Below are 20,901 nucleotides of genomic sequence, written 5' to 3'. Positions count from 1 at the left end.
AGCATCGCTACCGTGGAAAGATGGCCGAATGACCGCTGACCGTCGTGCGAGCTGGCTCAAGGGCGTGCTCGACCTCCTGGTCCTCGCCAGCCTCACCGGAGGCGAGAACTACGGCTACGAGATCGCCAAGAGCCTCGCCGATTCGGGCCTGGGGCAGATCAAGGGCGGCACCCTCTACCCCGTGCTCAACCGGCTGGAAGAGGCGGGCCTGGTCGCCGCCGAGTTCAGGGTGACCGAGCGAGGACCCGGCCGCCGCTACTACCGGCTCACCGAACAGGGCAGGCGGACGCTCGCCGAGCAGGGAAGCCTGTGGCTCGCGTTCGACCAGTCCGTACGGTCGGTGCTGGAGCAGGGAGGCGTCAAGTGACCGGCTACTTCGACGAGCTCGCCGTACGGCTGCGCGAGCGCGGGGTCCCCGAGGAGACGGTTCGGGCCACGGTCGCCGACCTGACCGCCTACCTGGCCGAGACCGACGCCGACCCCGAGGAGGAGTTCGGGCCCGCTGCGGAGTTCGCCGAGCAGCTGGGGGTGGCGCCCGTGACGGAGCCCGCGGCCGAGGAGGACACCTGGCGCTGGACGGCCGACATCTTCGTCGACGAGCGGCGGCTGAACGAGTTCGGCGACCAGGGCTGGGAGGTCGACAGGGTCGACGCGGTCGGCTGGTTCATCAGCCACCGCGACCAGCGTGAGCCGCAGCGGTGGGAGTACCGCAGGGAGGTCGTCACCCGCAAGGGCAGGCAGGCGCTCGTCGAGCGGCTGGCCCCGGACGGCTGGGAGCCGTGCGGCACGTGGGTGTTCTACGAGTACTTCAAGCGCCCGAAGGCCGCGAGCCTGGGCCCAGGGGCTGAGATCGACTCCCCGCCGAGCGCTCCGGCGAAGGGCGTCTTCTTCAGCAAGCGGTTCTACCTGCTGATGGTGGTCCTGCTGGTGGGGCTGGTCTTCGCGCTGACGCTGCTGCCGTCGGCGTCGGGCGCGGGAGAGGGCTTCGTGGTCGGCCTGCTCATCGGCGCGGCGGGCGGCGCGCTGGCCGGCCTGGGCGCCCTGTGGTTCGCGGCCCGCCGCCACGACAGATCCCGCTGACCCCGCCGCCTGAGGACCCACGCGGGCAGCCGGAGCCTGGGCGTCACCCAAGGCCCGCCGTCCGTGGGCGTTGCGTAAGGCGAGACCCGCGGCCCCGTGAAGGGGCCGTGGGTCTCACACGTCCAGGCGTCAGAACGCGAGTCGCTGCCACTCCGGCGCCTCGGCCGCGGTCAGCGCCCGCGCGAAGACAGCCATCCGGTCGACGGCCCCGCTGAGCCGCTGCCCGCCGCCCTGGTCGGCGGCGAAGCGCAGCGGCCTGGTGGCGCATCCGGTGATCCCGTCGCCGGGAACCTTGGCCCCGCCCGCGCGCACGCCGTCCACGTAGACGTTGACCGTCCCGTCACGCCCCATCGTGATGACCAGGTCGACGTACCTGCCGGTGGGCACCGTCGCGTCGGTGGTCACGTTCAGCCCCGCCCCGATGAAACGCACCCTGTCGGCAGGCGTCAGGTCCATCAGCACGCCGTCGGTGCCGGGGTCGCCCGAGGGCTGGAAGTCGAACAGGCGGCGATACCCCGACCCCGCCACCTTGACCCTGGCCGCGAACGACGCCTCGGGCAGGAAGCCCAGCGTCGTCGGCGCGGTCGTCAGGTAGGTGGATCCGTCGAGCGCCAGCCCTCCGTCGCCGTCGTAGGCCGCGTTGCCTGTCACGGTGGCGTTCCTGCCGTTGCCCGAGGTGTCGGTGACCGTCGAGCCCGAGGCGGGATCCCATGCCACCAGGGGTTTGTCGGGTGAGGGGACGGCGCACGGGGCGACGGCGAGCACGGCGGCGCCGGTCCCCGACCACTCCTCGCCCTTGGCGGTCGCGACGACGCGTGCCGTACGCGAGCCGTCGGCAGGCCCTGAGGTGACGGTGAAGGTCGCGGTCCTGGTGTCGCCTCCCGGCACGCCCGGCAGGTGGACGGCCGACGGCGTGGCGGTCCACCCGTTCGGCAGTGCCAGCGTGACATCACCCGCCGGTATGGCACGCCCGCCGGTGGCCGACACCGTGACCTCGACGGGGAAGCTCGCTCCGGGCCCCGTCTCTGCCGGCGCCTTCACCGCGACGGCGACCTGTCCGGCGAGCGTGTAGGTCCGTCCCGCCGTGGCGGTGAAGGTGATCGTGTCGCCTTCGCGGGTGTGCCTGACGTTCCTTCCCGCGGAGTCGACCAGGCGATACCTGCCCGCGATCACCTTGTTGCGCACCTTCAGCGGCCCCGAGGCCCCTGCCCGCAGGTCGATCCTGGTGGCGGCGCCGTCCTTCCACGTGGCGTCGACGGTCACGCCGCCGCGGGCGCGCAGCCCCTTGACCGACCCGGTGGCCCACGCCGAGGGCAGCGCGGGCAGCACGTCGACCACGCCCGACTGCGACTGGAGCAGCATCTCCGCCATGCCCGAGGTGGCGCCGAAGTTGCCGTCGATCTGGAACGGCGGGTGGGTGTCCCACAGGTTGTCCAGGGTGCTGCCGCGTAGCTGCTCGCCGAGCATCTTGAAGGCGTGGTCGCCGTCCAGCAGCCGCGCCCAGAAGTTGACCTTCCAGGCCTTCGACCAGCCGGTGCCGCCGTCGCCGCGCGCGGTCAGCGAGACCTTGGCCGCCTCGGCCATCGGGGTGCCGGCGACGACCTGGTGGCCGGGGTGCAGGGCGAACAGGTGGGAGACGTGCCGGTGGGTGTTGTTCGGGTCGTCCCAGTCGGTCTTCCACTCCTGGAGCTGGCCCCAGCCGCCGACGCGCAGGCCGGGGTCGAGCTTGGACAGCGCCTGCCGTACCTCGGGCTCGTCCTCGCCGAGGACGGCGGCGGCCTCCAGCACGTTGGTGAACAGGTCGTGGACGATCTGCTGGGACATGGACGCGCCCGCGGAGAAGTCACCCTGCTCGGGGGAGTAGCTGGGGGAGACGACGAGCTTGCCGTCGCGCGGGTCGATGTGCAGGTTGTCCACCCAGAACAGCGCGGCCTCGCGCATCACCGGGTAGACCGAGCGCAGGTACGGCACGTCGCCGCCGAAGCGGTAGTGGTCGAACAGCTGCTGCGTGGTCCACGCGGCGGCCTCGGGGAACCAGAAGGCGGTCGCCCAGTCGTGCACGCCGGTGAAGCCGAACGGGTTGGTCTCGTTGTGGACCACCCAGCCGCGCGAGCCGAACATCTCCTTGGCGGTCCGCCGGCCAGGGGCGACCATCGCCTTGATGTAGTCGTCGTAGGGCCTGGTGGTCTCGGCGAGGTTGGTCTGCTCGGCCAGCCAGTAGTTCATCTGCAGGTTGATGTTGACGTGGTAGTCGGCCGACCACGGCGGATTGGTGGAGTTGTTCCACACGCCCTGCAGGTTCGCCGGCAGCGAGCCCTCCCGCGAGGAGGCGATGAGCAGATAGCGGCCGTAGGCGAAGAACATCGCCTCCAGCGCCCTGTCATCGGTGGACCTGCCGCCGGTGTAGGCCCTGAGCAGCTGGTCGGTGGGGATGCGCGGGGCCTGCTGCCCGAGGTCGAGTTTCACCCTGTCGAACAGGTTCCGGTAGTCGGCCAGGTGCGTGGTCTTGAGCGCGTCGTAGCCGCGCGCCACGGCCTGGTCGACGGCCGTGGTGACCTTGGCGTGCGGGTCGGCGCCCCGGTAGGCGGGATAGGCGCCGGCGTAGTCGGTGCCCGCCGACAGCACGAACACCGCGCTGTCTGCCCCCGTCACGGTGATCCGATCGCTCCCGTCGCTACGGCTGCCGCCGCTGGTGATGACCTGGACCTGCGACTCGAACGCCATGCCGTTGTCGGCCAGCGCGCCGCGGACGGTGAGGCGGCCGTCCTTGACGCTCACGGTCTTGTCGTTGCGAGGAGAGGAGGTGCGCAGCGTGAAGGAGACCTTGCCTGCCTCCGACGCGCTGAGCCTGCCGACGATCACGTTGCCGGGATGGCTGGCGAAGTACTCGCGGGTGTAGGTGACCCCGCCTGAGGTGTAGCCGACCCTGGCGACGGCCTCGCGCAGGCTCAGCTCCCTGCGGTAGCCGGTGGCCGCCGTGTGCCCGGTGTCGAGCCAGAGGTCGCCGAAGGTCTGGTAGGCGCCGAAGCCGCTCTTGGGCTGGCCGAGTTTCCTGGCCACCGCGTCGGGCGACATCTTGCCGTCGCGGTCGATCTGGGCCTGCACCTCGGCGATCGCGCCGGGTCTCGGGGTCTTCCAGTTGCCGAAGTCGTATCCGCTCCTGGATCCGGGCCCGCCGGTCCACAGCGTCTTCTCGTTGAACTGGAGCTGCTCACTGGCCACCCCGCCGAACACGGTCGCGCCGAGCGCGCCGTTGCCGATGGGCAGCGACTGCGTCTCCCAGTTCGTGGCCGGCTTGTCGTACCAGAGCGTCAGGTCGTCGGGCGGGTCGAGGGCGGCGGCCGCCGCCGGGGGGTGCACGGGTGACGCTCCGATCATGAGGGCGGACAGCAGGACTAACGCGAGCCGTGGGGCCACGGATTCCTCCGGTGACTGGTAGATGTCCGCCATGTTGTTAGCACCAGAAACGTCGGTGTAACAAGAGCTTCGCTCCGATGTTTAGTTGGATTTTTCGTTCACATATGCAGATTTAGCGGCATCAACCGAGGTCACGGATCGGATGTATCTGTGGTGGGGGCTTGACAGCGCTACGGCCGCCCACGAGCATCGGATAGCGAGACATCCGATGTATAGCTGAGGGATGCGGTGTGAAGCTGCTGCGAGTTGGACCGGTCGGCCAGGAGAGGCCCGCGGTGCTGGACGCCGAGGGAAACCTGTACGACATCGGGGAGCCCGAGATCGACGGGGCTTTCCTCGCTTCAGGGGGAGTGGCGCGCGTCCGGGCCGCGCTGGAGCGCGGCGACCTGCCGGTGATCGACGCCGAGGGCCTACGTGTCGGCCCGCCGATCGCCAGGCCGGGCAAGATCGTGTGCATCGGCCTCAACTACAGCGACCACGCGGCCGAGACGGGTGCAACCCCGCCCACCGAGCCCGTCGTGTTCATGAAAGCGCCCAACACCGTGGTCGGCCCCGACGACGAGATCCTGGTGCCGCGCGGCAGCGTGAAGACCGACTGGGAGGTCGAGCTCGCCGTCGTCATCGGTGAGACCTGCCGCTACCTGGAGTCCAGGGAGGAGGCGCTGACGAAGATCGCCGGTTACGCGATCTCCAACGACGTCTCCGAGCGCGAGTTCCAGCTGGAGCGCGGCGGCCAGTGGGACAAGGGCAAGTCGTGCGAGACCTTCAACCCGCTAGGCCCGTGGCTGGTGACCGCCGACGAGGTGGGCGACCCGCAGGACCTCGCCATGCGGCTGTGGGTCAACGGCGAGCGGCGCCAGGACGGCAACAGCAAGAACATGATCTTCGATGTGGCCGAGGTCGTCCGCTACCTCAGCGGGTTCATGGTGCTGGAGCCCGGCGACGTCATCAACACCGGGACGCCCGCGGGGGTCGCGCTCGGCCTGCCGGGCCAGCCGTACCTCAGGGAGGGCGACGTGGTCGAGCTGGAGATCGACGGGCTCGGACGGCAGCGCCAGACGGTGGGCCAGGCATGAGCGCGTACCGCATCGTGAGCATGGAGACCCACGACATCCGCTTCCCCACCTCGCTGGAGCTGGACGGCTCCGACGCGATGAACCCCGACCCCGACTACTCGGCCGCCTACGTCGTGCTGAAGACCGACGACGGCTTCGAAGGGCACGGGTTCGCGTTCACGATCGGGCGCGGCAACGACGTGCAGACCACCGCGATCAAGGCGCTGGAGCCGTACGTGATCGGCAGTGACGTCGAGGACCTCGGCTCCCTGTACAAGGCGATGGTCTGGGACTCCCAGCTGCGCTGGCTCGGCCCGGAGAAGGGCGTCATGCACATGGCGATCTCCGCCGTGGTCAACGCCCTGTGGGACCTCAGGGCCAAGCGCGAGGGCAAGCCGCTCTGGCTGCTGCTGGGCGAGATGACACCCGAGCAGATCGTGGATTTGGTCGACTTCCGCTACCTGAGCGACGCGCTGACCCCCGACGAGGCGCTGCGGATCCTGCGCAAGGGTGCGGACGGCAAGGCCGAGCGGATCGCGCACCTGAAGGAGCACGGCTACCCCGCCTACACGACCTCGCCAGGCTGGCTCGGCTACGACGACGAAAAGCTGCGCCGCCTGTGCAAGGAGGCGCTCGACGACGGCTTCCAGCAGATCAAGCTGAAGGTCGGCGCCGACCTCGACGACGACATCCGCCGTTTCAAGGTCGCCCGTGAGGTCTGCGGACCCGACTTCCCGATCGCGATCGACGCCAACCAGCGGTGGGACGTCGGCGCGGCCATTCGCTGGGTCCACGCGCTCGCCGAGTTCGCCCCGCACTGGGTGGAGGAGCCCACCAGCCCCGACGACGTGCTCGGCCACGCCACGATCGCCAGGGCCATCGCCCCGATCAGGGTCGCCACCGGCGAGCACGTCCAGAACCGCATGATCTTCAAGCAGATGCTCCAGGCGGGCTCGCTGTCCTACCTCCAGCTCGACTCGGCCAGGGTCGGCGGCGTCAACGAGAACATCGCGATCCTGCTGCTGGCCGCCAGGTTCGGCGTGCCCGTCTGCCCCCACGCGGGCGGCGTCGGGCTGTGCGAGCTGGTCCAGCACCTGTCGATGTTCGACTACGTCGCGGTCACGGGCACCATGGAAGGAAGGGTCATCGAGTACGTCGACCACCTGCACGAGCACTTCGAGGATCCGGTCGTGATCGAGCGCGGCCGCTACGCCGCGCCGAAGCGGCCCGGCTTCAGCTCCGAGATGCGCCGCGAGTCCATCGCCGCCCATTCCTTCCCCGACGGAGAGGTATGGAGGAACCAGTGACAGACATCAGAGCTCTCGTGACCGGTGGTGGGTCGGGCATCGGCCTCGCCACCGCCGAGGCGTTCGCCGCCCGCGGCTGGCAGGTCGCCTGCCTGGACCTCAACCCCCCTGGCGACCCGTTCATCGCGGTCAAGGCCGATGTCACCGACGACGCCCAGGTCCGTGCGGCCGTCACCGAGGCCGCCGAGCGCATGGGCGGTCTCGACGTCCTGGTGAACAACGCGGGCATCGGCGCGCAGGGCACGATCGAGGCCAACGCCGACGCCGAGTGGCAGCGGGTGTTCGACGTCAACGTCCTCGGCATGGTGAGGGTGTCGCGGGCGGCGCTGCCGTACCTGAGGAAGTCGGGCAACGCCTCGATCGTGAACACCTGCTCCATCGCGGCCACGGCGGGACTGCCCAACAGGGCCCTCTACAGCGCGACCAAGGGCGCGGTGCTGTCGCTCACGCTGGCGATGGCCGCCGACCACGTGCGGGAGGGCATCAGGGTCAACTGCGTCAACCCCGGCACCGCCGACACCCCGTGGGTCGGCAGGCTGCTGGACGCCGCCGACGACCCGGAGGCCGAGCGGGCCGCGCTCAACGCCCGCCAGCCGATGGGCCGCCTGGTCTCCGCAGAGGAGGTGGCCGCGGCCATCACCTACCTGGCCGGCCCCGAAGCGGGCGCGACCACCGGCACCTCGCTCGCTGTGGACGGCGGCATGCAGGGCCTCCGCCTACGCCCGAGCAACTAAGAACACACCCCCCAAGAAGAGGCGAAATCATGAAGTTCGGCCCCGTGGTCGCGAGCGCGGCCCTATTGGCTCTCATCACCGCATGCGGCTCCACAGGGAGCGGCTCCAGCCCGAGTGCCGCCGCGGGCGGCGGCGAGGGCGGAAAGATCGGTATCGACCACCCGCGGGCCGACTCCGACTTCTGGAACTCCTACATCAAGTACGTTCCGAAGATGGCGGCCGAGCTCAAGGTCGACCTGATGAACCCGACCAACTCGCAGAACGACGTGGCCAAGCTGGTCGCCAACACGCAGGCGCTGGTCAGCCAGGGCGCGAAGGTCATGGTCATGGCCCCGCAGGACACCGGCGCGATCGCCTCCACGCTCCAGCAGCTGGAGAACAAGAAGATCCCGGTCGTGACCGTGGACACCCGCCCCGACAAGGGCAAGGTCTTCATGGTCGTCCGCGCCGACAACCGCGCCTACGGCACCAAGGCCTGCGAGTTCCTCGGCGAGAAGCTGGGCGGCAAGGGCAAGGTCGTCGAGCTGATGGGCGCGCTGTCGTCGGTCAACGGCCGCGACCGCGCCGAGGCGTTCCGCGAGTGCATGAAGAGCAAGTTCCCCGGGATCACGGTCTTCGAGGAGCCCACCGAGTGGGACGGCGGCAAGGCGGCCTCGATGCTGCAGACGCGCCTGGAGCAGAACCCCGACGTCAAGGGCATCTACATGCACGCGGGCGGCGTCCACCTGGCCCCGACGCTGCAGGTGCTGAAGGCCAAGGGACTGCTGGTCGCCCCCGAGGACCCCAAGCACGTGTTCGTGGTGTCGAACGACGGCATCCCGCAGGAGTTCGAGGCGATCCGCAAGGGTGAGATCGACGCGACCGTCTCCCAGCCGGCCGACCTGTACGCGAAGTACGCGCTCTTCTACGCCAAGGCCGCGGCGGAGGGCAAGACGTTCAAGGCCGGGCCGACCGACCACGACTCGACCATCATCGAGCTCCCGAACGGTCTCGAGGACCAGCTCCCCGCCCCGCTCGTGACCAAGGAGAACGTCGACGACCCCAATCTCTGGGGTAACCAGGTCAAGTAATGAACAATCACGTTGAAGCCCGGAACATCGTGAAGCGCTTCGGGCCGACCGTCGCGCTGAACGGGGCCGGCATCACCATCAAAGAGGGCGAGACCCACGCCCTGGTCGGCAGGAACGGCGCGGGGAAGTCCACCCTGGTGTCGATCCTGACCGGGCTCCAGCGCCCAGACGAGGGCGAGGTGCTGTTCTCCGGACAGGCCGCGCCCGCCCTCGCCGACAGGGACGCGTGGCGGCGGCGGGTCGCCTGCGTCTACCAGAAGTCGACGATCATCCCGCAGCTGTCGGTCGCGGAGAACCTCTTCCTCAACAGGCAGACTGACCGCGGGATGATCAGGTGGAAGGGGCTGCGCGCCCGCGCCCGCGAGGTGCTGGCGACCTACCACGTCGACATCGACGCCGACGTGCTCGCAGGGGACCTCGGCGTCGAGCAGCGCCAGCTCGTCGAGATCGCCCGCGCGCTGTCGTTCGGCGCGACGTTCATCATCCTCGACGAGCCGACCGCCCAGCTCGACGGGCCCGCCATCGAGCGGCTCTTCGAGCGCATGCGCTCGCTGCGCGAGCAGGGCGTCACCATGATGTTCATCTCCCATCACCTCGACGAGGTGTACGAGATCTGCCAGAGCGTCTCGGTCTTCCGCGACGCCAGGCACATCATGACCAGCCCGGTCGCCGACCTGCCGCACGACGAGCTGGTCGCGGCCATGACCGGCGAGGCGAGCGCCGCCTACGAGTACCGCTCCCGTACGGCGGGCGACGACGTGGTGATCGCCGCTGAGGGCCTGACGCTGAGGGGCCGGTACGAGGATGTCGACCTGCGGGTGCGCTCGGGGGAGATCGTCGGGCTGGCGGGCTCGGGCAGCAGCGGCAAGATCGGGCTCGCCGAGACGCTCGTGGGCCTGCACAGGGCCGACTCGGGTGTGGTGAGCGTCAACGGCACCCCGATCAGGGACGTGCCGTCGGCGCTCAGGGCGGGTCTCGGGTTCGTGCCCCAGGACCGGCACCACGAGGGCTTCGTCCCTTTGCTGTCGATCGCGGAGAACGTCACGATTCCCATCGCCCACAAACTCGGGAAGTTCGGCTTCGTGTCGCCCGCGGCCCGGCGGGCGCGTGGCGTACAGATGATCGAGGAACTGGACATCAAGACCGAGGGGCCGGACCAGCCGGTCGGCGACCTGTCGGGCGGCAACGCGCAGAAGGTCGTGCTCGCCAGGGCGCTGGCGGACGACCCCAGGGCGGTCGTGGTGATCAACCCGACGGCTGGGGTCGACGTCAAGGCCAAGCAGTCGCTGCTCGGCGCGGTCGAGGACGCCGTCGCGCGAGGGGCGGGCGCCGTCCTGGTCTCCGACGAACTCGACGACCTGCGCGTCTGCGACAGGGTGCTGGTGATGTTCCACGGCAGGGTCGTGAAGGACGTGCCGCGTGGCTGGAGTGACCACGAGCTCGTGGCCGTGATGGAAGGTATCGAACAGTGACGACGATGACCGCACCCGCCCCGCGCCTCAAGATCGCGAGGTTCCGCGACCTGACGCTGGTGCCGGTGATCGTGCTCCTGCTGGTCGTGGGCGCGTTCGTGGACCCGGTGTTCCTCAGTCCCGGCAACCTGATCAACGTCCTGCAGCAGCAGTCGGCGCTCGCGCTGGTGGTGCTGGCCGAGGCGCTGATCCTGATCGCGGGCAAGTTCGACCTGTCGCTGGAGTCGACGGTCGGCATGGCGCCCGCGATCACCGTGCTGATGATCCCCGCGGCCTCCGGCGGCATGGGGCTGATGGCGATCCCGATCTGCCTGCTCATCGGCGCGGCGATCGGCGCCTTCAACGGGTTCCTGATCCTGAAGTTCCAGCTGTCGGCATTCGTCGTGACGCTGGCCATGCTGATCGTCGTGCACGGCCTGCACCTGGGCCTGACCGGCGGCAAGAGCCTGTTCGAGCTGCCCGACTCGCTGCTGTACCTGGGCAGCGCCACCTGGCTCGGCCTGCCCGCGGCCATCTGGATCGCCGGCGTGCTGTTCGCGATCGGCATCGTCGCGCTCGGCTACTTCCGCCTCGGCCGTTCCCTCTACGCCATCGGCGGCAACGCCGACGCCGCCCGCGCCGCGGGCATCAGGGTGGAGCGGGTGCTGTGGAGCGTGTTCATCATCGGCGGCGCGCTCGCCGCGCTGGCGGGAATCCTGGAGACGGGCCGCCTCGGCGGCATCAGCGCCAACCAGGGCGTCGGCTGGATCTTCATGGTCTTCGCCGCCGCGGTCATCGGCGGCGTCAGCATGGACGGCGGCAAGGGCACGATCTTCGGCGCCCTCACCGGCGTCCTCGTGATCGGCCTGGTGGAGAACATCCTCACGCTCAAGGGCGTGCCGGGTGAGTGGAAGCAGCTCGTCTACGGAGTGATCATCCTGGTGGCTCTGATGATCAGCCGCGTGGCCGGAGGAAAGGCACAGGACTGATGCAGCGACTGGCGCTGAGGACCCGGCTCAAGGCGGGGTGCGAGGAGCTCTACGACAGCGAGCACGCCGCCATCCCCGCCGAACTCGAGGAGGCCATGCGCGAGCACGGCGTCCACTCGTGGCGGATCTGGCGCGACGGCCTCGACCTGTTCCACGTCGTCGAGGTCGAGGACTACGCCGCGCTTCAGGAGGCGTTGAAGGACAACGCCGCCGACCAGGCGTGGCAGGCCAAGATGAACCGTCTGCTCGACGGTGACTTCGACAAGGACTCCTGCGGGCTCAAACTGGTCTGGGAGATGCGATGACGCTCACGCTGTCCGGGCTCGGGTTCGGCGGCGCGCCGATCGGCAACCTCTACGCCGAGGTCACCGACGAGGACGCGCGCGCCGCCGTCGACGCCGCATGGGACACAGGGACGCGCCTGTTCGACACCGCGCCCCATTACGGCCTCGGCCTGTCCGAACGCCGTCTCGGCGCGGCGCTGGCCGGGCGCTCGGGCTACGTCCTGTCCACCAAGGTCGGCAGGCTGCTGGTGCCCGCGGAGCCGGCGCCCGACCCCGACGGCTTCGCCGTCACCACCGGCCTGCGCAGGCAGTGGGACTTCTCCGCCTCCGGCGTCCGCAGGTCGCTGGAGGAGTCCCTGGTGCGGCTCGGCCTGCCCTCCATCGACCTCGCGCTCATCCACGACCCCGACGACCACGCCGAGCAGGCGCTCACCGAGGCCTACCCCGCGCTGGCCGCCATGCGCGACGAGGGCCTGGTCAAGGCCATCGGCCTCGGGATGAACCAGTGGCAGCTGCCGCTGCGCTTCGTCCAGGAGACCGACATCGACGTGGTCATGCTGGCCGGCCGCTACACGCTCCTCGATCGGACGGGCCTGCCGCTGCTGGAGGAGTGCGCCGAGCGCGGAGTCCAGGTGATCGCCGCCGGCGTGTTCAACAGCGGCCTGCTCGCCACCGACGAGCCGGGCGCCATGTTCGACTACACGGCCGCGCCCGCCGAGCTGGTGGACAGGGCGGCGAAGATCGCCGCGGTCTGCGCACGGCACGGCGTGAAGCTGCCGCAGGCGGCGATCGCCTTCCCGCTGCGGCATCCCGCGGTGGCCTCGATCGTCCTGGGCGCCAGGAACGCCGACGAGGTGCGCAGGAACGCCGCCATCGCCGGGCGGCCGGTGCCCGAGGAGCTGTGGGAGGAGCTCGGCTAGGGTCTGCAAAGCGGCTTTCGTCACGGGCTGACGGCGATGGCGTCGATCTCGAAGAGCATGCCCGGGAGGGCGAGCGCGGCCACGCCGGTGAGCGTCTGGGTCGGGGGTCGATCTCCCCAGATCTCGCCGATGAGCTTGGCGATGATCGCGAGCTTGTCGGCGTCATGGTCGACGATGTGGGTGCGGAGCTGGACGACGTGCCGATAGTCCAGGCCCGCGGCGGCCAGGGCCGTACGCAGGTTGGCCAGCGAGCGCTCGACCTGTTCGGCGAAGTCGGGTGAGGTGACGTGGCCGTCGCCGTCAGAGGCGTACTGGCCGGCGATGAAGACCAGGTCCCCGCTGGCGCGGGCGACGTGGCTGTAGCCGAAGCCGATCGGGTCGTGCAGGCCCTCGGGATTGATGATGGAGTGCGACATCGCAGTGGTTCCTTTCAAAGACGCTTGGTGGTCAGGGCGGTGAGCAGGGCAAGGGAGCCTGCGACCCAGAGGACGGCGGTGGTGGCGATGCCGTCGGCGGCCAGGCCGCCGATCAGGGCACCGAGCGCGATGGACAGGTTGAAGGCCGCGACGAACAACGACGAGGCGGTGTCCCCGGCGTCGGGCGCCGCCTGGAGCATCAAGGTCTGCAGGCTCACCGAGACGGCGCCGTAGGCCAGGCCCCACGCGACCAGCACGACGGTCCCCGATACCGGCCCATGACCGGGTAGGGCGAACAGCGCCATGACGGCCGCGAGCGCGATGGAGATCATCAGAAGGGTGCCTCGCACGTGGCGGGAGACCCTGGAGCCCGCCACGAAGTTCCCGGCGACGCCGGCCACGCCGTATGCCATCAGCAGCGCGCCGATCGCGCCGCTGTCGATTCCGGCCGTGTCGTGCAGCACAGGTCGGATGAAGGTGTAGGCGGCGAAGTGCCCGGTGACCAGCAAGAAGGTGATGAGCACACCGATCCGTACGCCCTTGTTGCCGCGCAGCAGCGCGGGCAGGGCGCCGAAGGTGACCGAGTGCGTCGACGGCAGCGGCGGCACCAGGGTGAGCAGGGCGGCCACCGCGACCAGGCCGAGGAACCCGACAGCCGCGAAGGCGGCGCGCCATCCGCCGAAGTCGCCGATCAGCGTTCCGGCAGGGATGCCGACGACGGAGGCGGTGGAGACCCCGCCGAAGACGACCGCGGTGGCCCGGGCGACGTGCCGGTCAGGCACGAGCCGTACGGCCAGGCCGCCGGCGATCGCCCAGAAGCCGCCGACGCTCACCCCGATCGCCAGCCGTGCCACGAGCATGACGGTGAAGTTCGGCGCGATGGCGCTGACGAGGTTGGCGACCGCCATGAGGCCGGTCAGTACGGCCAGCAGGACCCGCCGGTCCACCCGGGCGGCGGACACGGTGATCACTGGCGCGGAGATCCCGGCGAGCAGGCCGGGGACGGTCACCATCAGCCCGGCCGTCCCCTCGGAGACGCCCAGAGCTGAGCTGATGGGGGTGAGCAGGCCCACGGGCAGCAGTTCGGAGGTCATCAGGGAGAAGATCCCCAGGGTCACCGCGAGAACCGCGAGCCAGCCCGTCCGAGTGACGATGGTGCTCATCAGAGCCTGACCTGGTTCTCAGGGTTGGCGTTCATGACGTTCTCCTCAAGGCGTCGAGCAGGCCCTCGGCGTCCAGATCTGCGGGGGGTCGGTGGTGGTAGAAGGCGACGGTCTCCTCGACGATCACCGCTTCGAGCGCGGTGAAGACCGGGCGTAGCTGCTCGACGGCCCGCAGGCCGCCGCTGGCTTCGCCGTAGGAGATGAAGGCGACGGGTTTGCCCCGCCACTCCTCGCGGTACCAGTCGATGGCGTTCTTGAGTGAGGCGGGGAAGCTGTGGTTGTACTCCGGTGTCACGACCACGAACGCGTCCGCCTCGGCCAGCCAGGGCCGCAGACTCTCCACGGCGGGCGGCCCTGCGGGGCCCTCCGCCGGAAAGGCGGGAAATCTCGCGGGCATGACCGCCGGCAGCCAGGCCTCGGCCAGGTCGATGACATCTACGTCGAGGTCGTCTCGGCGGCACGCCCTGGTGTGGAACCAGGCCGCCGCGGTGGGGCCGAACCTGCCCTGCCGTACGCTGCCGATGATGATCGCGAGTCGCATCCCGCCTCCTCTCGTTTCGGTGACGGGCTCCACTGTGCTGATGCCACGCACGATCGGCTGGGGGTCGACCAGGGATAGCCTTGCCTGATGCGATTTGGGGTGCTTGGTCCGCTTTCGGTGTGGGCGTCAGACGGGACGCCCATACGCGTTCCCGAGCTGAAGGTCCGCGCGCTGCTCGCCGACCTGCTGGTGCACGAGGGGCGGCCGGTGTCGGCTGATCGGCTCCTGGACGATCTGTGGGGCGAGGAACTGCCGGGCAACCCCGCCAACACGCTGCAGACCAAGGTCTCCCAGCTACGTCGCGCGCTGGGTGATCGGCAGCTGGTGGCCTATCAGCCGGCCGGATACTCCCTGGTCAGTGACTCGGTGGACGCCATCCAGTTCGCTCGTCTGCTCGCCGGTGCGCTGGCGAGCGAGGATCTGCGGGCAAAGGCCGACCTGCTGTCCGACGCGCTGGCGTTGTGGCGCGGTCCCGCCTACGCCGATTTCCGCGATTCCTTCGCGCACGCCGCAGCCGCCCGTCTCGACGAACAGCGCCTGACGGCGCTCGAAGAGCAGGCGGAGGTACGGCTCGCACTCGGCGAACACAGCCGCCTGGCCGACGAGCTGGGGGAGCTGGTGGCAGAGCATCCTCTCCGGGAGCGGTTGCGGGCGGCTCATCTGCGCGCGTTGTACCGGTCAGGGCGGCAGAGCGAGGCACTGGCCGGGTACGCCGAGCTTCGTGCGCAACTGGCCGACGAACTGGGCCTGGATCCGGGTCCCGAGCTGGTCGCGCTACATCAGGCGATCCTGGTGCAGGATCCGGCGCTGGCGCCCGCGCCTGTGTCGTCCTTGACGAACATCCCCTCGCCGGTCACCTCGATCGTGGGCAGGGACGAGGCGGTGACGGAGGTACGGGCACTGATGGATTCCTCTCGGCTGGTCACGTTGACCGGTCCGGGCGGGGTGGGGAAGACCCGGTTGGCGCTGGCCGTCGCGTCTTCGGTCGAGCTCCCCGGCGGCGTGTGGCTGGTGGAGCTCGCCGGGGCCATCGGGCAGGTGGCCGAGTTGGTCGCTGCCACTTTGGGCGTGCGGGACGAGACCTCCTCGCCTTCTCAGGTGCCTGTGCCGGATCTGGCGAACCGGCTGGCGGACGCGCTGCGCGGGCAGCGGCTGGCGCTTGTGCTCGACAACTGCGAGCACCTGGTCGGCGAGGTGGCCGCGCTGGTGGAACTGCTGCTGCGGACGGCGCCAGGGGTGCGGGTGCTCGCCACCAGCCGGGAGCCGCTGGCCCTGCCGGGCGAGGCGCTCTTCGTGGTGCCGCCGCTGGACGAGGCGAGCGCGGTCGCGATGTTCGTGGAGCGCTCGGGCTCGTCGCCGGATGCCGAGAGCGCGCCGTGGGTCGAGGCGATCTGCCGGCGGCTGGACGGGTTGCCGCTGGCGTTGGAACTGGCGGCGGCACGGGTGCGGGCGCTGGGCGTGCGGGGGGTGGCCGAGCGGCTCGACGACCGGTTCCGGCTGCTGGCCGGAGCAGGGCGGGGCCGGCCAGCCCGGCAGCAGACGCTACGGGCGGTGATCGACTGGAGCTGGGAGCAGCTCACCGAGCCGCAGCGCTCGGCGATGCTGGCACTGGCGATCCATCCGGGCGGTTGCACGCTGGAGGCGGCCGAGGCGGTTGGGGTCGATCTCGACCTGCTCGACCAGTTGGTGAGCAGGTCGATGGTGACGGGCGCGCCCAGATACCGGCTGCTGGAGAGTGTGGCGGCCTACTGCCTGGAGCGGCTCGACCAGGACGATCCGGTGATTCGAGTCAGGGACGCCTACTACACCGAGCTCGCCGTGCGGGCCGCGCCTCACCTGTACGGCAGCGCCCAACGGCAATGGCTGGGGCGGCTGGACGAGGAGGTGCTCAACCTCAGGGCGGTGTTGGACTCGGCGGGGTCCCCGCGACTGGTCGAGGCGCTGACCTGGTACTGGTACCTGCGGGGCAGACATCAGGAGGGGTATCGGCACACCAAGGGGACGGCTTGGGGTTCGGGGTTCGCGATGCTGGCGGGCGCCGGCCGTATCGACTCGACGGAGTTCCCCGACGCCAGGTCACGCTGGTTCCTTGCGCACGCCTGCCTGCACTTCGGGGACGTGAGCACGGCGGTGGGGTTGCTGGACGAGGCGTTGGCACAGTTCAGGATGCTGGACGATCGCTGGGGCGAGGCGGCGGCGCTGGCGAGCCGTACCAAGCAGGCGATGTTCCAAGGCGACTTCGACCTGGCCGCGAGCAGCGGCGCCCAAAGCATGGCGATCTTCGGTGAGCTGGGAGATCGATGGGGGCAGCTCCAGGCCTCGGACATGCTGGGCTACCTGGCGGAGGTCACCGGCGACTACGCGCGCGCCGACCGGCTCCATCGGAAGGGGCTGCGGATCGCGGAGGATCTGCGGTTGTGGACGGACGTGTCGTACCGCCTGTCCAGCCTGGGGCGGATCGCCTTGCTGACCGGCGAGCTGGAGCGTTCCGCCGAATTCCACGAGCAGGGGATGCGGCTGGCTGGCGAGCAGGCCAACAAGTTCGCCGAGGAGTTCGCCCGGGTGGGGCTCGGGCTGGTGGCCCGCCGATCGGGTGACCTTGATCGGGCCGAAGAGCTGTTCCTCGAGTCGTTGGAATGGAATCGGCGGCTGGAAACCGACTTTGGGGTGCCGTTCTACGGGGTGACGTTGATCCTGGCCGAGCTGGGGTTCATCGCCTCCGGGCGGGGGGAGACGGCTGACGCCCGGACGCTGCACCTGGAAGGGCTGGCCGCCGCTCGCGAGGTCGGCGATCCGCGCTCGGTGGCGTTGGCGCAGGAGGGGCTGGCCGAGGTGGCGGCGTTGGAGGGCTCGTACGAGGAGGCGGCCCGGCTGCTGGCGGAGGCGGCGGCGCTCAGGGAGTCGGTCGGCGCACCGCTGCCACCTGGCGAACGTGGCGATGTGGACCGCATCCGCGACCTGATCGCGGCCGGGTCGTAAGGCGACCATCAGCGAACCGTGCGTGGCGGTCGGCAGAGTGGGACACATGAAAGCACTGATCTTCAACCCTGATCTGTCCTTCGGCGTCGTTCCCGACCCGGTCCCGTCGCCCGCACAGGTGCTCGTCCAGGTGTCGGCCGTTTCTCTCAACTTCGGGGAGATCGCCTTCAGATCCGCGCAGATTCGGCCCGATCACGTCTCGGGTTGGGATGCGGCCGGAGTGGTCGTGCGGGCGGCCGCCGACGGTTCGGGGCCCGCTGTGGGCACCCGTGTGGTGACGTTCGGCTGGTCAGGGGCGTGGGCCGAGTTGCGGGCCGTGGACACCGCTGAGCTGGCCGTCGTACCGGACGACGTCGATCTAGCCTTGGCCGCCGCCCTGCCGGTCGCGGGTGTTACCGCGCTCCAGGCGGTGCGGCGGCTCGGCTCGGTGCGAGGGCGCAGAGTGCTGGTCACCGGGGCGTCGGGCGGCGTCGGCAGATACGCGGTTCAGTTGGCCGCCCGTGCGGGGGCGCACGTGATCGCCTCCGTCGGCAGTGCGTCGCGGGCCGAGGGACTGCCGGAGCTGGGCGCGGCCGAGGTGGTGCTCGGTCCCGCCAACCTTCGCGGCCGGGTGTACGGCGTGCTGGACACCGTGGGCGGGCAGCAGCTGGCCGAGGCGTTCTACCGGTTGGAGGACGATGGCGTGATCCAGGCCGTCGGGAGGGCCGCCAAGGAGCCCACGATGATCGACTTCGAGGAGGCCGGGAGCCGCTCCTTGCGCGGACGGATCGAGAACTTCAACGTGAGCACCCCCTTCGCCGACGACCTCGCCGAGCTCGTCGGCCTCCTGTCCAGGGGTGAGCTGGATGCTCAGGTGGGCTGGCGCGGCCCGTGGGACCAGGCCATGGCCGCGGCGGACGCCCTCCTGACCCGCCGAGTCCAGGGCAAGGCCGTCCTCACCCTCCCTTGAGAGACAAGTCCTGGGAGGTCACGAGGATCTGCTCGGCGAGCTCGCGGGCGCGGGCCGCGGGTTGGTGCCAGGCCGGGTGGCTCCGGCCGCCAGCGTGCCGTCGAGCACGGGTGTCGACAGACGCTTGTTATCGGGGTCCGGAGCTTCGGCGTGCTGGTGGGGGCGGTTCTGCCGGTGATGGCGTCGTTTCGCTGGAGCGCCGGTTGCCGCTCCGGCGTCGGGCGATGGTCTGCTCGATGCCGATCAGGGCTTCGAGTTGCTGTGCGGACAGCGACTCGGTGAAGTGGCGGTGGATCGAGGCGAGATTGGCCGGGGCGGCCTCTGCGTAGACCTGCCAGCCGGACTCGGTGAGCACGATGTCGTCGCCGCGGCCGTCGAGCTCGCAGGCTTGGCGGGCGATCAGCCCTCGCCGTTCCATCCGGCCGAGCTGGCGGGACAGCCGGCTGTGGGCCCAGTTCATCCGGGCGGTGAGACCGTTCACCCGAATGCAGTGCTCCCCGTCGGACATCGCCGCCACGGCGTCCAGCACGTCGTAGTCGGCCATCGACAGGTTTGCGTCCCGCTCCAGGTCACGCGCGATCTCCGCGTCCACGAGCAGGTGCAGCCTGCGGTAGGCCGCCCAGGCCTGGAGCGCGGTCTCGTCTTGCTGTCGCGGTCTCGTCATGTGAATCAGTGTAAAGAATTCTCGTGACATGTAACGAGTCTTGCCTCTACCATCTCCGTTACACGTAACGAATATAGTGAAGGGTGTCCGTGATGCCGATAGAGCAGCACGTGATCAAGTCCAACGGAGTCGAGCTGAGCACGGAGTCCTTCGGGCGACCTGTAGATCCGGCGATCCTGCTGGTCCATGGCGCAGGTCACTCACTGCTGGCCTGGGAAGAGGACTTCGTCCAGCGACTGGTGGCCGGGGGCCGATACGTCATCCGCTATGACAGCCGGGACGCCGGTCTGTCGACGAGTTACCCGGCGGGAGCGCCGTCGTATGGGCTGCGCGACCTGGTCGCCGATGCCGCTGGCCTGATCGATGCCCTCGGCCTGATCGGCGCCCACGTCGTCGGCATGTCGCAGGGCGCGGCGATCGGTCAGCTTCTGGCGCTCGATCACCCCGGCCGGGTCGCCTCGCTCACCCTCGCCTCCTCCACGCCCGGCGGACCCGGGCACGAGCACCCGGACTTGCCGCAAACGTCGGCGGAGCTCCAGGCCCTGTTCGCCGAGGAGGCCGCCGGGCCCGACTGGGCCGACCGGACCGGCGTCATCGAGTACCTGGTGGAGGCCGAGCGCCCGTTCGCCGCCGCCTCCAGGCCGTTCGACGAGGCGGGCATGCGGGCCGTGGCCACCCGTGTGGTCGACCGCACAGCGAACATCGCCGCCCAGCTGACCAACCCGTACATGATCGACGCCGGGGAGCCGTGGCGAGGCCGGCTCGGGCAGATCACCGCGCCGACGTTGGTGCTGCACGGCACCGAAGACCCGCTGTTCCCCATCGAGCACGGCCGCGCCCTGGCCAAGGAGATCCCCGGCGCAAGCTTCGTGGCGATGGAGCAGACCGGCCACGAGGTCTTCCCCCGCGCCCAGTGGGACACCGTCGTCCCCGCCATCCTCGATCACACCAAAGCCCGCTGATGCTCGCCATCGCACTAGCCCTCGGTGCGAGCCTCGCCTGGGGGACCTCGGACTTCCTCGGGGGGCTGAAGAGTCGAAAGACCCCCCTGTTATCGGTGCTGCTCACCTCACAGGTCACCGCCCTGGCCTTGCTCACGGTCATCGTGGTGGTGCGAGGCGCGAGCCCGCCGGACGCGGCCTCCCTCGGCTGCGCCGCTGCCGCCGGACTGGGCGAGGTGGTCGGTGTCGCGGCCCTGTACCGCGGCCTGGCCGTCGGCAAGATGAGCATCGTCGCTCCTGTCGCGGCGACCGCGCCGATGGTCCCGCTGGTCGCGGGGCTGGCGACCGGTGAGATTCCGGGCCCGATCCAGTGGGCTGGGCTCGCGCTGGCCCTCATTGGGCTGATCATCACCTCGGGGCGGCCGGGCGGTGACCAGGCCTCGAGCTCCCTGTCGCTGCCGAGCATGCTGTACGGCCTGCTGGCGGCGTTCGGCTTCGGGACCTTCTTCTTCGCCATGGACAGCGCCAGCGAGGGCGACGTCGGCTGGGCGCTGCTGACGGCCCGCCTCGCCGCGGTGGCCGCCATCGCGACCGTCGTCATCCTCAAACGCCATCGCCCGACTGTGCCGATGACCGATCTACCCGTGATCGCCGGGATCGGAGTCCTCATCATCACGGGCGATTTCCTGTACGCCGCCGCCTCGACCCTCGGCCTCGTCGGCATCGTCGCCGTGCTCGGCTCGCTGCACACCATCATCACCATCGCCCTGGCACGAATCCTCCTCAACGAGCAGCTCAAACGAGCCCAGCAGGCAGGAATCGCCACCTCACTCATCGGAGTACTGGCCATCTCCCTGACGTAACCGACTCAGACGAACACAGACCAGCAAGAGTTCTCGGTGGTGGCCTCACCAAACCAGGCGGGGCAACGGCATTCACAG

19 protein-coding genes are annotated in these 20,901 nt (G+C 70.0%); 14 read left to right on the top strand and 5 right to left on the bottom strand.

Annotated elements, in window-relative coordinates; genetic code table 11:
* Positions 1-28 precede the first annotated feature (28 nt).
* Together AB0B45_RS25370 and AB0B45_RS25365 are read left to right on the top strand one after the other, a co-directional pair.
* The gene (locus AB0B45_RS25370) at positions 29-367 is read left to right on the top strand and encodes a helix-turn-helix transcriptional regulator (RefSeq protein WP_358134875.1); all 339 of its coding nucleotides are present in this window, start codon (positions 29-31) and stop codon (positions 365-367) included.
* Positions 364-1,080 (top strand): hypothetical protein, encoded by a 717-nt coding sequence (locus tag AB0B45_RS25365; protein WP_358134872.1) that lies wholly within the window; start codon positions 364-366, stop codon positions 1,078-1,080. Before AB0B45_RS25370 ends, AB0B45_RS25365 begins: the two co-directional genes overlap by 4 nt.
* Positions 1,081-1,209: 129 nt before the next feature.
* Here the strand turns inward: AB0B45_RS25365 and AB0B45_RS25360 are convergent, their stop codons facing one another.
* Complete coding sequence (locus AB0B45_RS25360) at positions 1,210-4,530, bottom strand: glycoside hydrolase N-terminal domain-containing protein (protein WP_358134869.1); 3,321 nt, start codon at positions 4,528-4,530, stop codon at positions 1,210-1,212.
* A gap of 197 nt (positions 4,531-4,727) precedes the next feature.
* Between AB0B45_RS25360 and AB0B45_RS25355 the strand changes: the two genes are divergently transcribed.
* From AB0B45_RS25355 to AB0B45_RS25320, 8 genes are read left to right on the top strand one after another with little or no spacing between them, the layout of a single operon-like run.
* Positions 4,728-5,573, top strand: a complete 846-nt coding sequence (locus tag AB0B45_RS25355; RefSeq protein ID WP_358134866.1) for a fumarylacetoacetate hydrolase family protein — start codon at positions 4,728-4,730, stop codon at positions 5,571-5,573.
* Positions 5,570-6,859, top strand: a complete 1,290-nt coding sequence (locus AB0B45_RS25350; protein ID WP_358134864.1) for an L-fuconate dehydratase — start codon at positions 5,570-5,572, stop codon at positions 6,857-6,859. Before AB0B45_RS25355 ends, AB0B45_RS25350 begins: the two co-directional genes overlap by 4 nt.
* On the top strand, positions 6,856-7,593 hold the full coding sequence (locus tag AB0B45_RS25345; protein ID WP_358134862.1) for an SDR family oxidoreductase: 738 nt from the start codon (positions 6,856-6,858) through the stop codon (positions 7,591-7,593). The genes AB0B45_RS25350 and AB0B45_RS25345 overlap by 4 nt, the downstream gene beginning before the upstream one ends.
* A gap of 29 nt (positions 7,594-7,622) precedes the next feature.
* Positions 7,623-8,663, top strand: coding sequence for a sugar ABC transporter substrate-binding protein (locus AB0B45_RS25340; protein ID WP_358134859.1), 1,041 nt, complete (start codon positions 7,623-7,625; stop codon positions 8,661-8,663).
* On the top strand, positions 8,663-10,135 hold the full coding sequence (locus AB0B45_RS25335; protein ID WP_358134857.1) for a sugar ABC transporter ATP-binding protein: 1,473 nt from the start codon (positions 8,663-8,665) through the stop codon (positions 10,133-10,135). Before AB0B45_RS25340 ends, AB0B45_RS25335 begins: the two co-directional genes overlap by 1 nt.
* Before the next feature lie 5 nt (positions 10,136-10,140).
* Complete coding sequence (locus tag AB0B45_RS25330; RefSeq protein ID WP_358134854.1) at positions 10,141-11,103, top strand: ABC transporter permease; 963 nt, start codon at positions 10,141-10,143, stop codon at positions 11,101-11,103.
* A complete protein-coding gene (locus AB0B45_RS25325; RefSeq protein WP_358134852.1) occupies positions 11,103-11,408 on the top strand; it encodes an L-rhamnose mutarotase in 306 nt (101 codons plus the stop codon). Before AB0B45_RS25330 ends, AB0B45_RS25325 begins: the two co-directional genes overlap by 1 nt.
* Positions 11,405-12,307: an aldo/keto reductase gene (locus tag AB0B45_RS25320; protein ID WP_358134849.1), complete on the top strand. Its 903-nt coding sequence runs from the start codon at positions 11,405-11,407 to the stop codon at positions 12,305-12,307. Before AB0B45_RS25325 ends, AB0B45_RS25320 begins: the two co-directional genes overlap by 4 nt.
* Positions 12,308-12,327: 20 nt before the next feature.
* On the opposite strand, the gene AB0B45_RS25315 is transcribed toward AB0B45_RS25320, so the two are convergent.
* Genes AB0B45_RS25315 through AB0B45_RS25305 form a run of 3 tightly spaced genes read right to left on the bottom strand, consistent with a single transcriptional unit; the run spans position 12,328 to position 14,427 of the window.
* On the bottom strand, positions 12,328-12,723 hold the full coding sequence (locus tag AB0B45_RS25315) for a RidA family protein (RefSeq protein ID WP_358134846.1): 396 nt from the start codon (positions 12,721-12,723) through the stop codon (positions 12,328-12,330).
* A gap of 14 nt (positions 12,724-12,737) precedes the next feature.
* Positions 12,738-13,886, bottom strand: coding sequence for an MFS transporter (locus AB0B45_RS25310; RefSeq protein WP_358134843.1), 1,149 nt, complete (start codon positions 13,884-13,886; stop codon positions 12,738-12,740).
* A 31-nt stretch (positions 13,887-13,917) separates the two neighbouring features.
* Entirely contained in the window at positions 13,918-14,427 is a 510-nt protein-coding gene (locus tag AB0B45_RS25305) for an NAD(P)H-dependent oxidoreductase (RefSeq protein WP_358134841.1), read from the bottom strand.
* A gap of 87 nt (positions 14,428-14,514) precedes the next feature.
* On the opposite strand from AB0B45_RS25305, the gene AB0B45_RS25300 reads away from it, so the two are divergent.
* Both AB0B45_RS25300 and AB0B45_RS25295 read left to right on the top strand, forming a co-directional pair.
* Positions 14,515-17,406, top strand: coding sequence for a BTAD domain-containing putative transcriptional regulator (locus AB0B45_RS25300; protein WP_358134839.1), 2,892 nt, complete (start codon positions 14,515-14,517; stop codon positions 17,404-17,406).
* A gap of 46 nt (positions 17,407-17,452) precedes the next feature.
* Positions 17,453-18,355, top strand: a complete 903-nt coding sequence (locus AB0B45_RS25295) for a zinc-binding dehydrogenase (protein WP_358134836.1) — start codon at positions 17,453-17,455, stop codon at positions 18,353-18,355.
* 127 nt (positions 18,356-18,482) lie between these two features.
* On the opposite strand, the gene AB0B45_RS25290 is transcribed toward AB0B45_RS25295, so the two are convergent.
* A complete protein-coding gene (locus AB0B45_RS25290; protein WP_358134833.1) occupies positions 18,483-19,019 on the bottom strand; it encodes a MarR family winged helix-turn-helix transcriptional regulator in 537 nt (178 codons plus the stop codon).
* Between the two features lie 92 nt (positions 19,020-19,111).
* Between AB0B45_RS25290 and AB0B45_RS25285 the strand changes: the two genes are divergently transcribed.
* Both AB0B45_RS25285 and AB0B45_RS25280 read left to right on the top strand, forming a co-directional pair.
* Positions 19,112-19,981 (top strand): alpha/beta hydrolase, encoded by an 870-nt coding sequence (locus AB0B45_RS25285; protein ID WP_358134830.1) that lies wholly within the window; start codon positions 19,112-19,114, stop codon positions 19,979-19,981.
* Entirely contained in the window at positions 19,981-20,823 is an 843-nt protein-coding gene (locus AB0B45_RS25280) for a DMT family transporter (protein ID WP_358134827.1), read from the top strand. Before AB0B45_RS25285 ends, AB0B45_RS25280 begins: the two co-directional genes overlap by 1 nt.
* The last annotated feature ends 78 nt before the right edge of the window (positions 20,824-20,901 follow it).

The organism is Nonomuraea sp. NPDC049152 (genome assembly GCF_040648355.1).
Classification (GTDB): domain Bacteria; phylum Actinomycetota; class Actinomycetes; order Streptosporangiales; family Streptosporangiaceae; genus Nonomuraea.
This window is presented reverse-complemented; position numbering and strand designations above follow the sequence as displayed.

Bases quoted from the DNA above. Each gene is read 5' to 3' on its own strand.
- AB0B45_RS25285 (WP_358134830.1), top strand. From the start codon at position 19,112: ATGCCGATAGAGCAGCACGTGATCAAGTCCAACGGAGTCGAGCTGAGC.
- AB0B45_RS25370 (WP_358134875.1), top strand. From the start codon at position 29: ATGACCGCTGACCGTCGTGCGAGCTGGCTCAAGGGCGTGCTCGACCTC.
- AB0B45_RS25300 (WP_358134839.1), top strand. From the start codon at position 14,515: ATGCGATTTGGGGTGCTTGGTCCGCTTTCGGTGTGGGCGTCAGACGGG.
- AB0B45_RS25360 (WP_358134869.1), bottom strand. From the start codon at position 4,530: ATGGCGGACATCTACCAGTCACCGGAGGAATCCGTGGCCCCACGGCTC.
- AB0B45_RS25310 (WP_358134843.1), bottom strand. From the start codon at position 13,886: ATGAGCACCATCGTCACTCGGACGGGCTGGCTCGCGGTTCTCGCGGTG.
- AB0B45_RS25305 (WP_358134841.1), bottom strand. From the start codon at position 14,427: ATGCGACTCGCGATCATCATCGGCAGCGTACGGCAGGGCAGGTTCGGC.
- AB0B45_RS25280 (WP_358134827.1), top strand. From the start codon at position 19,981: ATGCTCGCCATCGCACTAGCCCTCGGTGCGAGCCTCGCCTGGGGGACC.
- AB0B45_RS25295 (WP_358134836.1), top strand. From the start codon at position 17,453: ATGAAAGCACTGATCTTCAACCCTGATCTGTCCTTCGGCGTCGTTCCC.
- AB0B45_RS25290 (WP_358134833.1), bottom strand. From the start codon at position 19,019: ATGACGAGACCGCGACAGCAAGACGAGACCGCGCTCCAGGCCTGGGCG.
- AB0B45_RS25340 (WP_358134859.1), top strand. From the start codon at position 7,623: ATGAAGTTCGGCCCCGTGGTCGCGAGCGCGGCCCTATTGGCTCTCATC.
- AB0B45_RS25335 (WP_358134857.1), top strand. From the start codon at position 8,663: ATGAACAATCACGTTGAAGCCCGGAACATCGTGAAGCGCTTCGGGCCG.
- AB0B45_RS25330 (WP_358134854.1), top strand. From the start codon at position 10,141: ATGACCGCACCCGCCCCGCGCCTCAAGATCGCGAGGTTCCGCGACCTG.
- AB0B45_RS25325 (WP_358134852.1), top strand. From the start codon at position 11,103: ATGCAGCGACTGGCGCTGAGGACCCGGCTCAAGGCGGGGTGCGAGGAG.
- AB0B45_RS25350 (WP_358134864.1), top strand. From the start codon at position 5,570: ATGAGCGCGTACCGCATCGTGAGCATGGAGACCCACGACATCCGCTTC.
- AB0B45_RS25320 (WP_358134849.1), top strand. From the start codon at position 11,405: ATGACGCTCACGCTGTCCGGGCTCGGGTTCGGCGGCGCGCCGATCGGC.
- AB0B45_RS25315 (WP_358134846.1), bottom strand. From the start codon at position 12,723: ATGTCGCACTCCATCATCAATCCCGAGGGCCTGCACGACCCGATCGGC.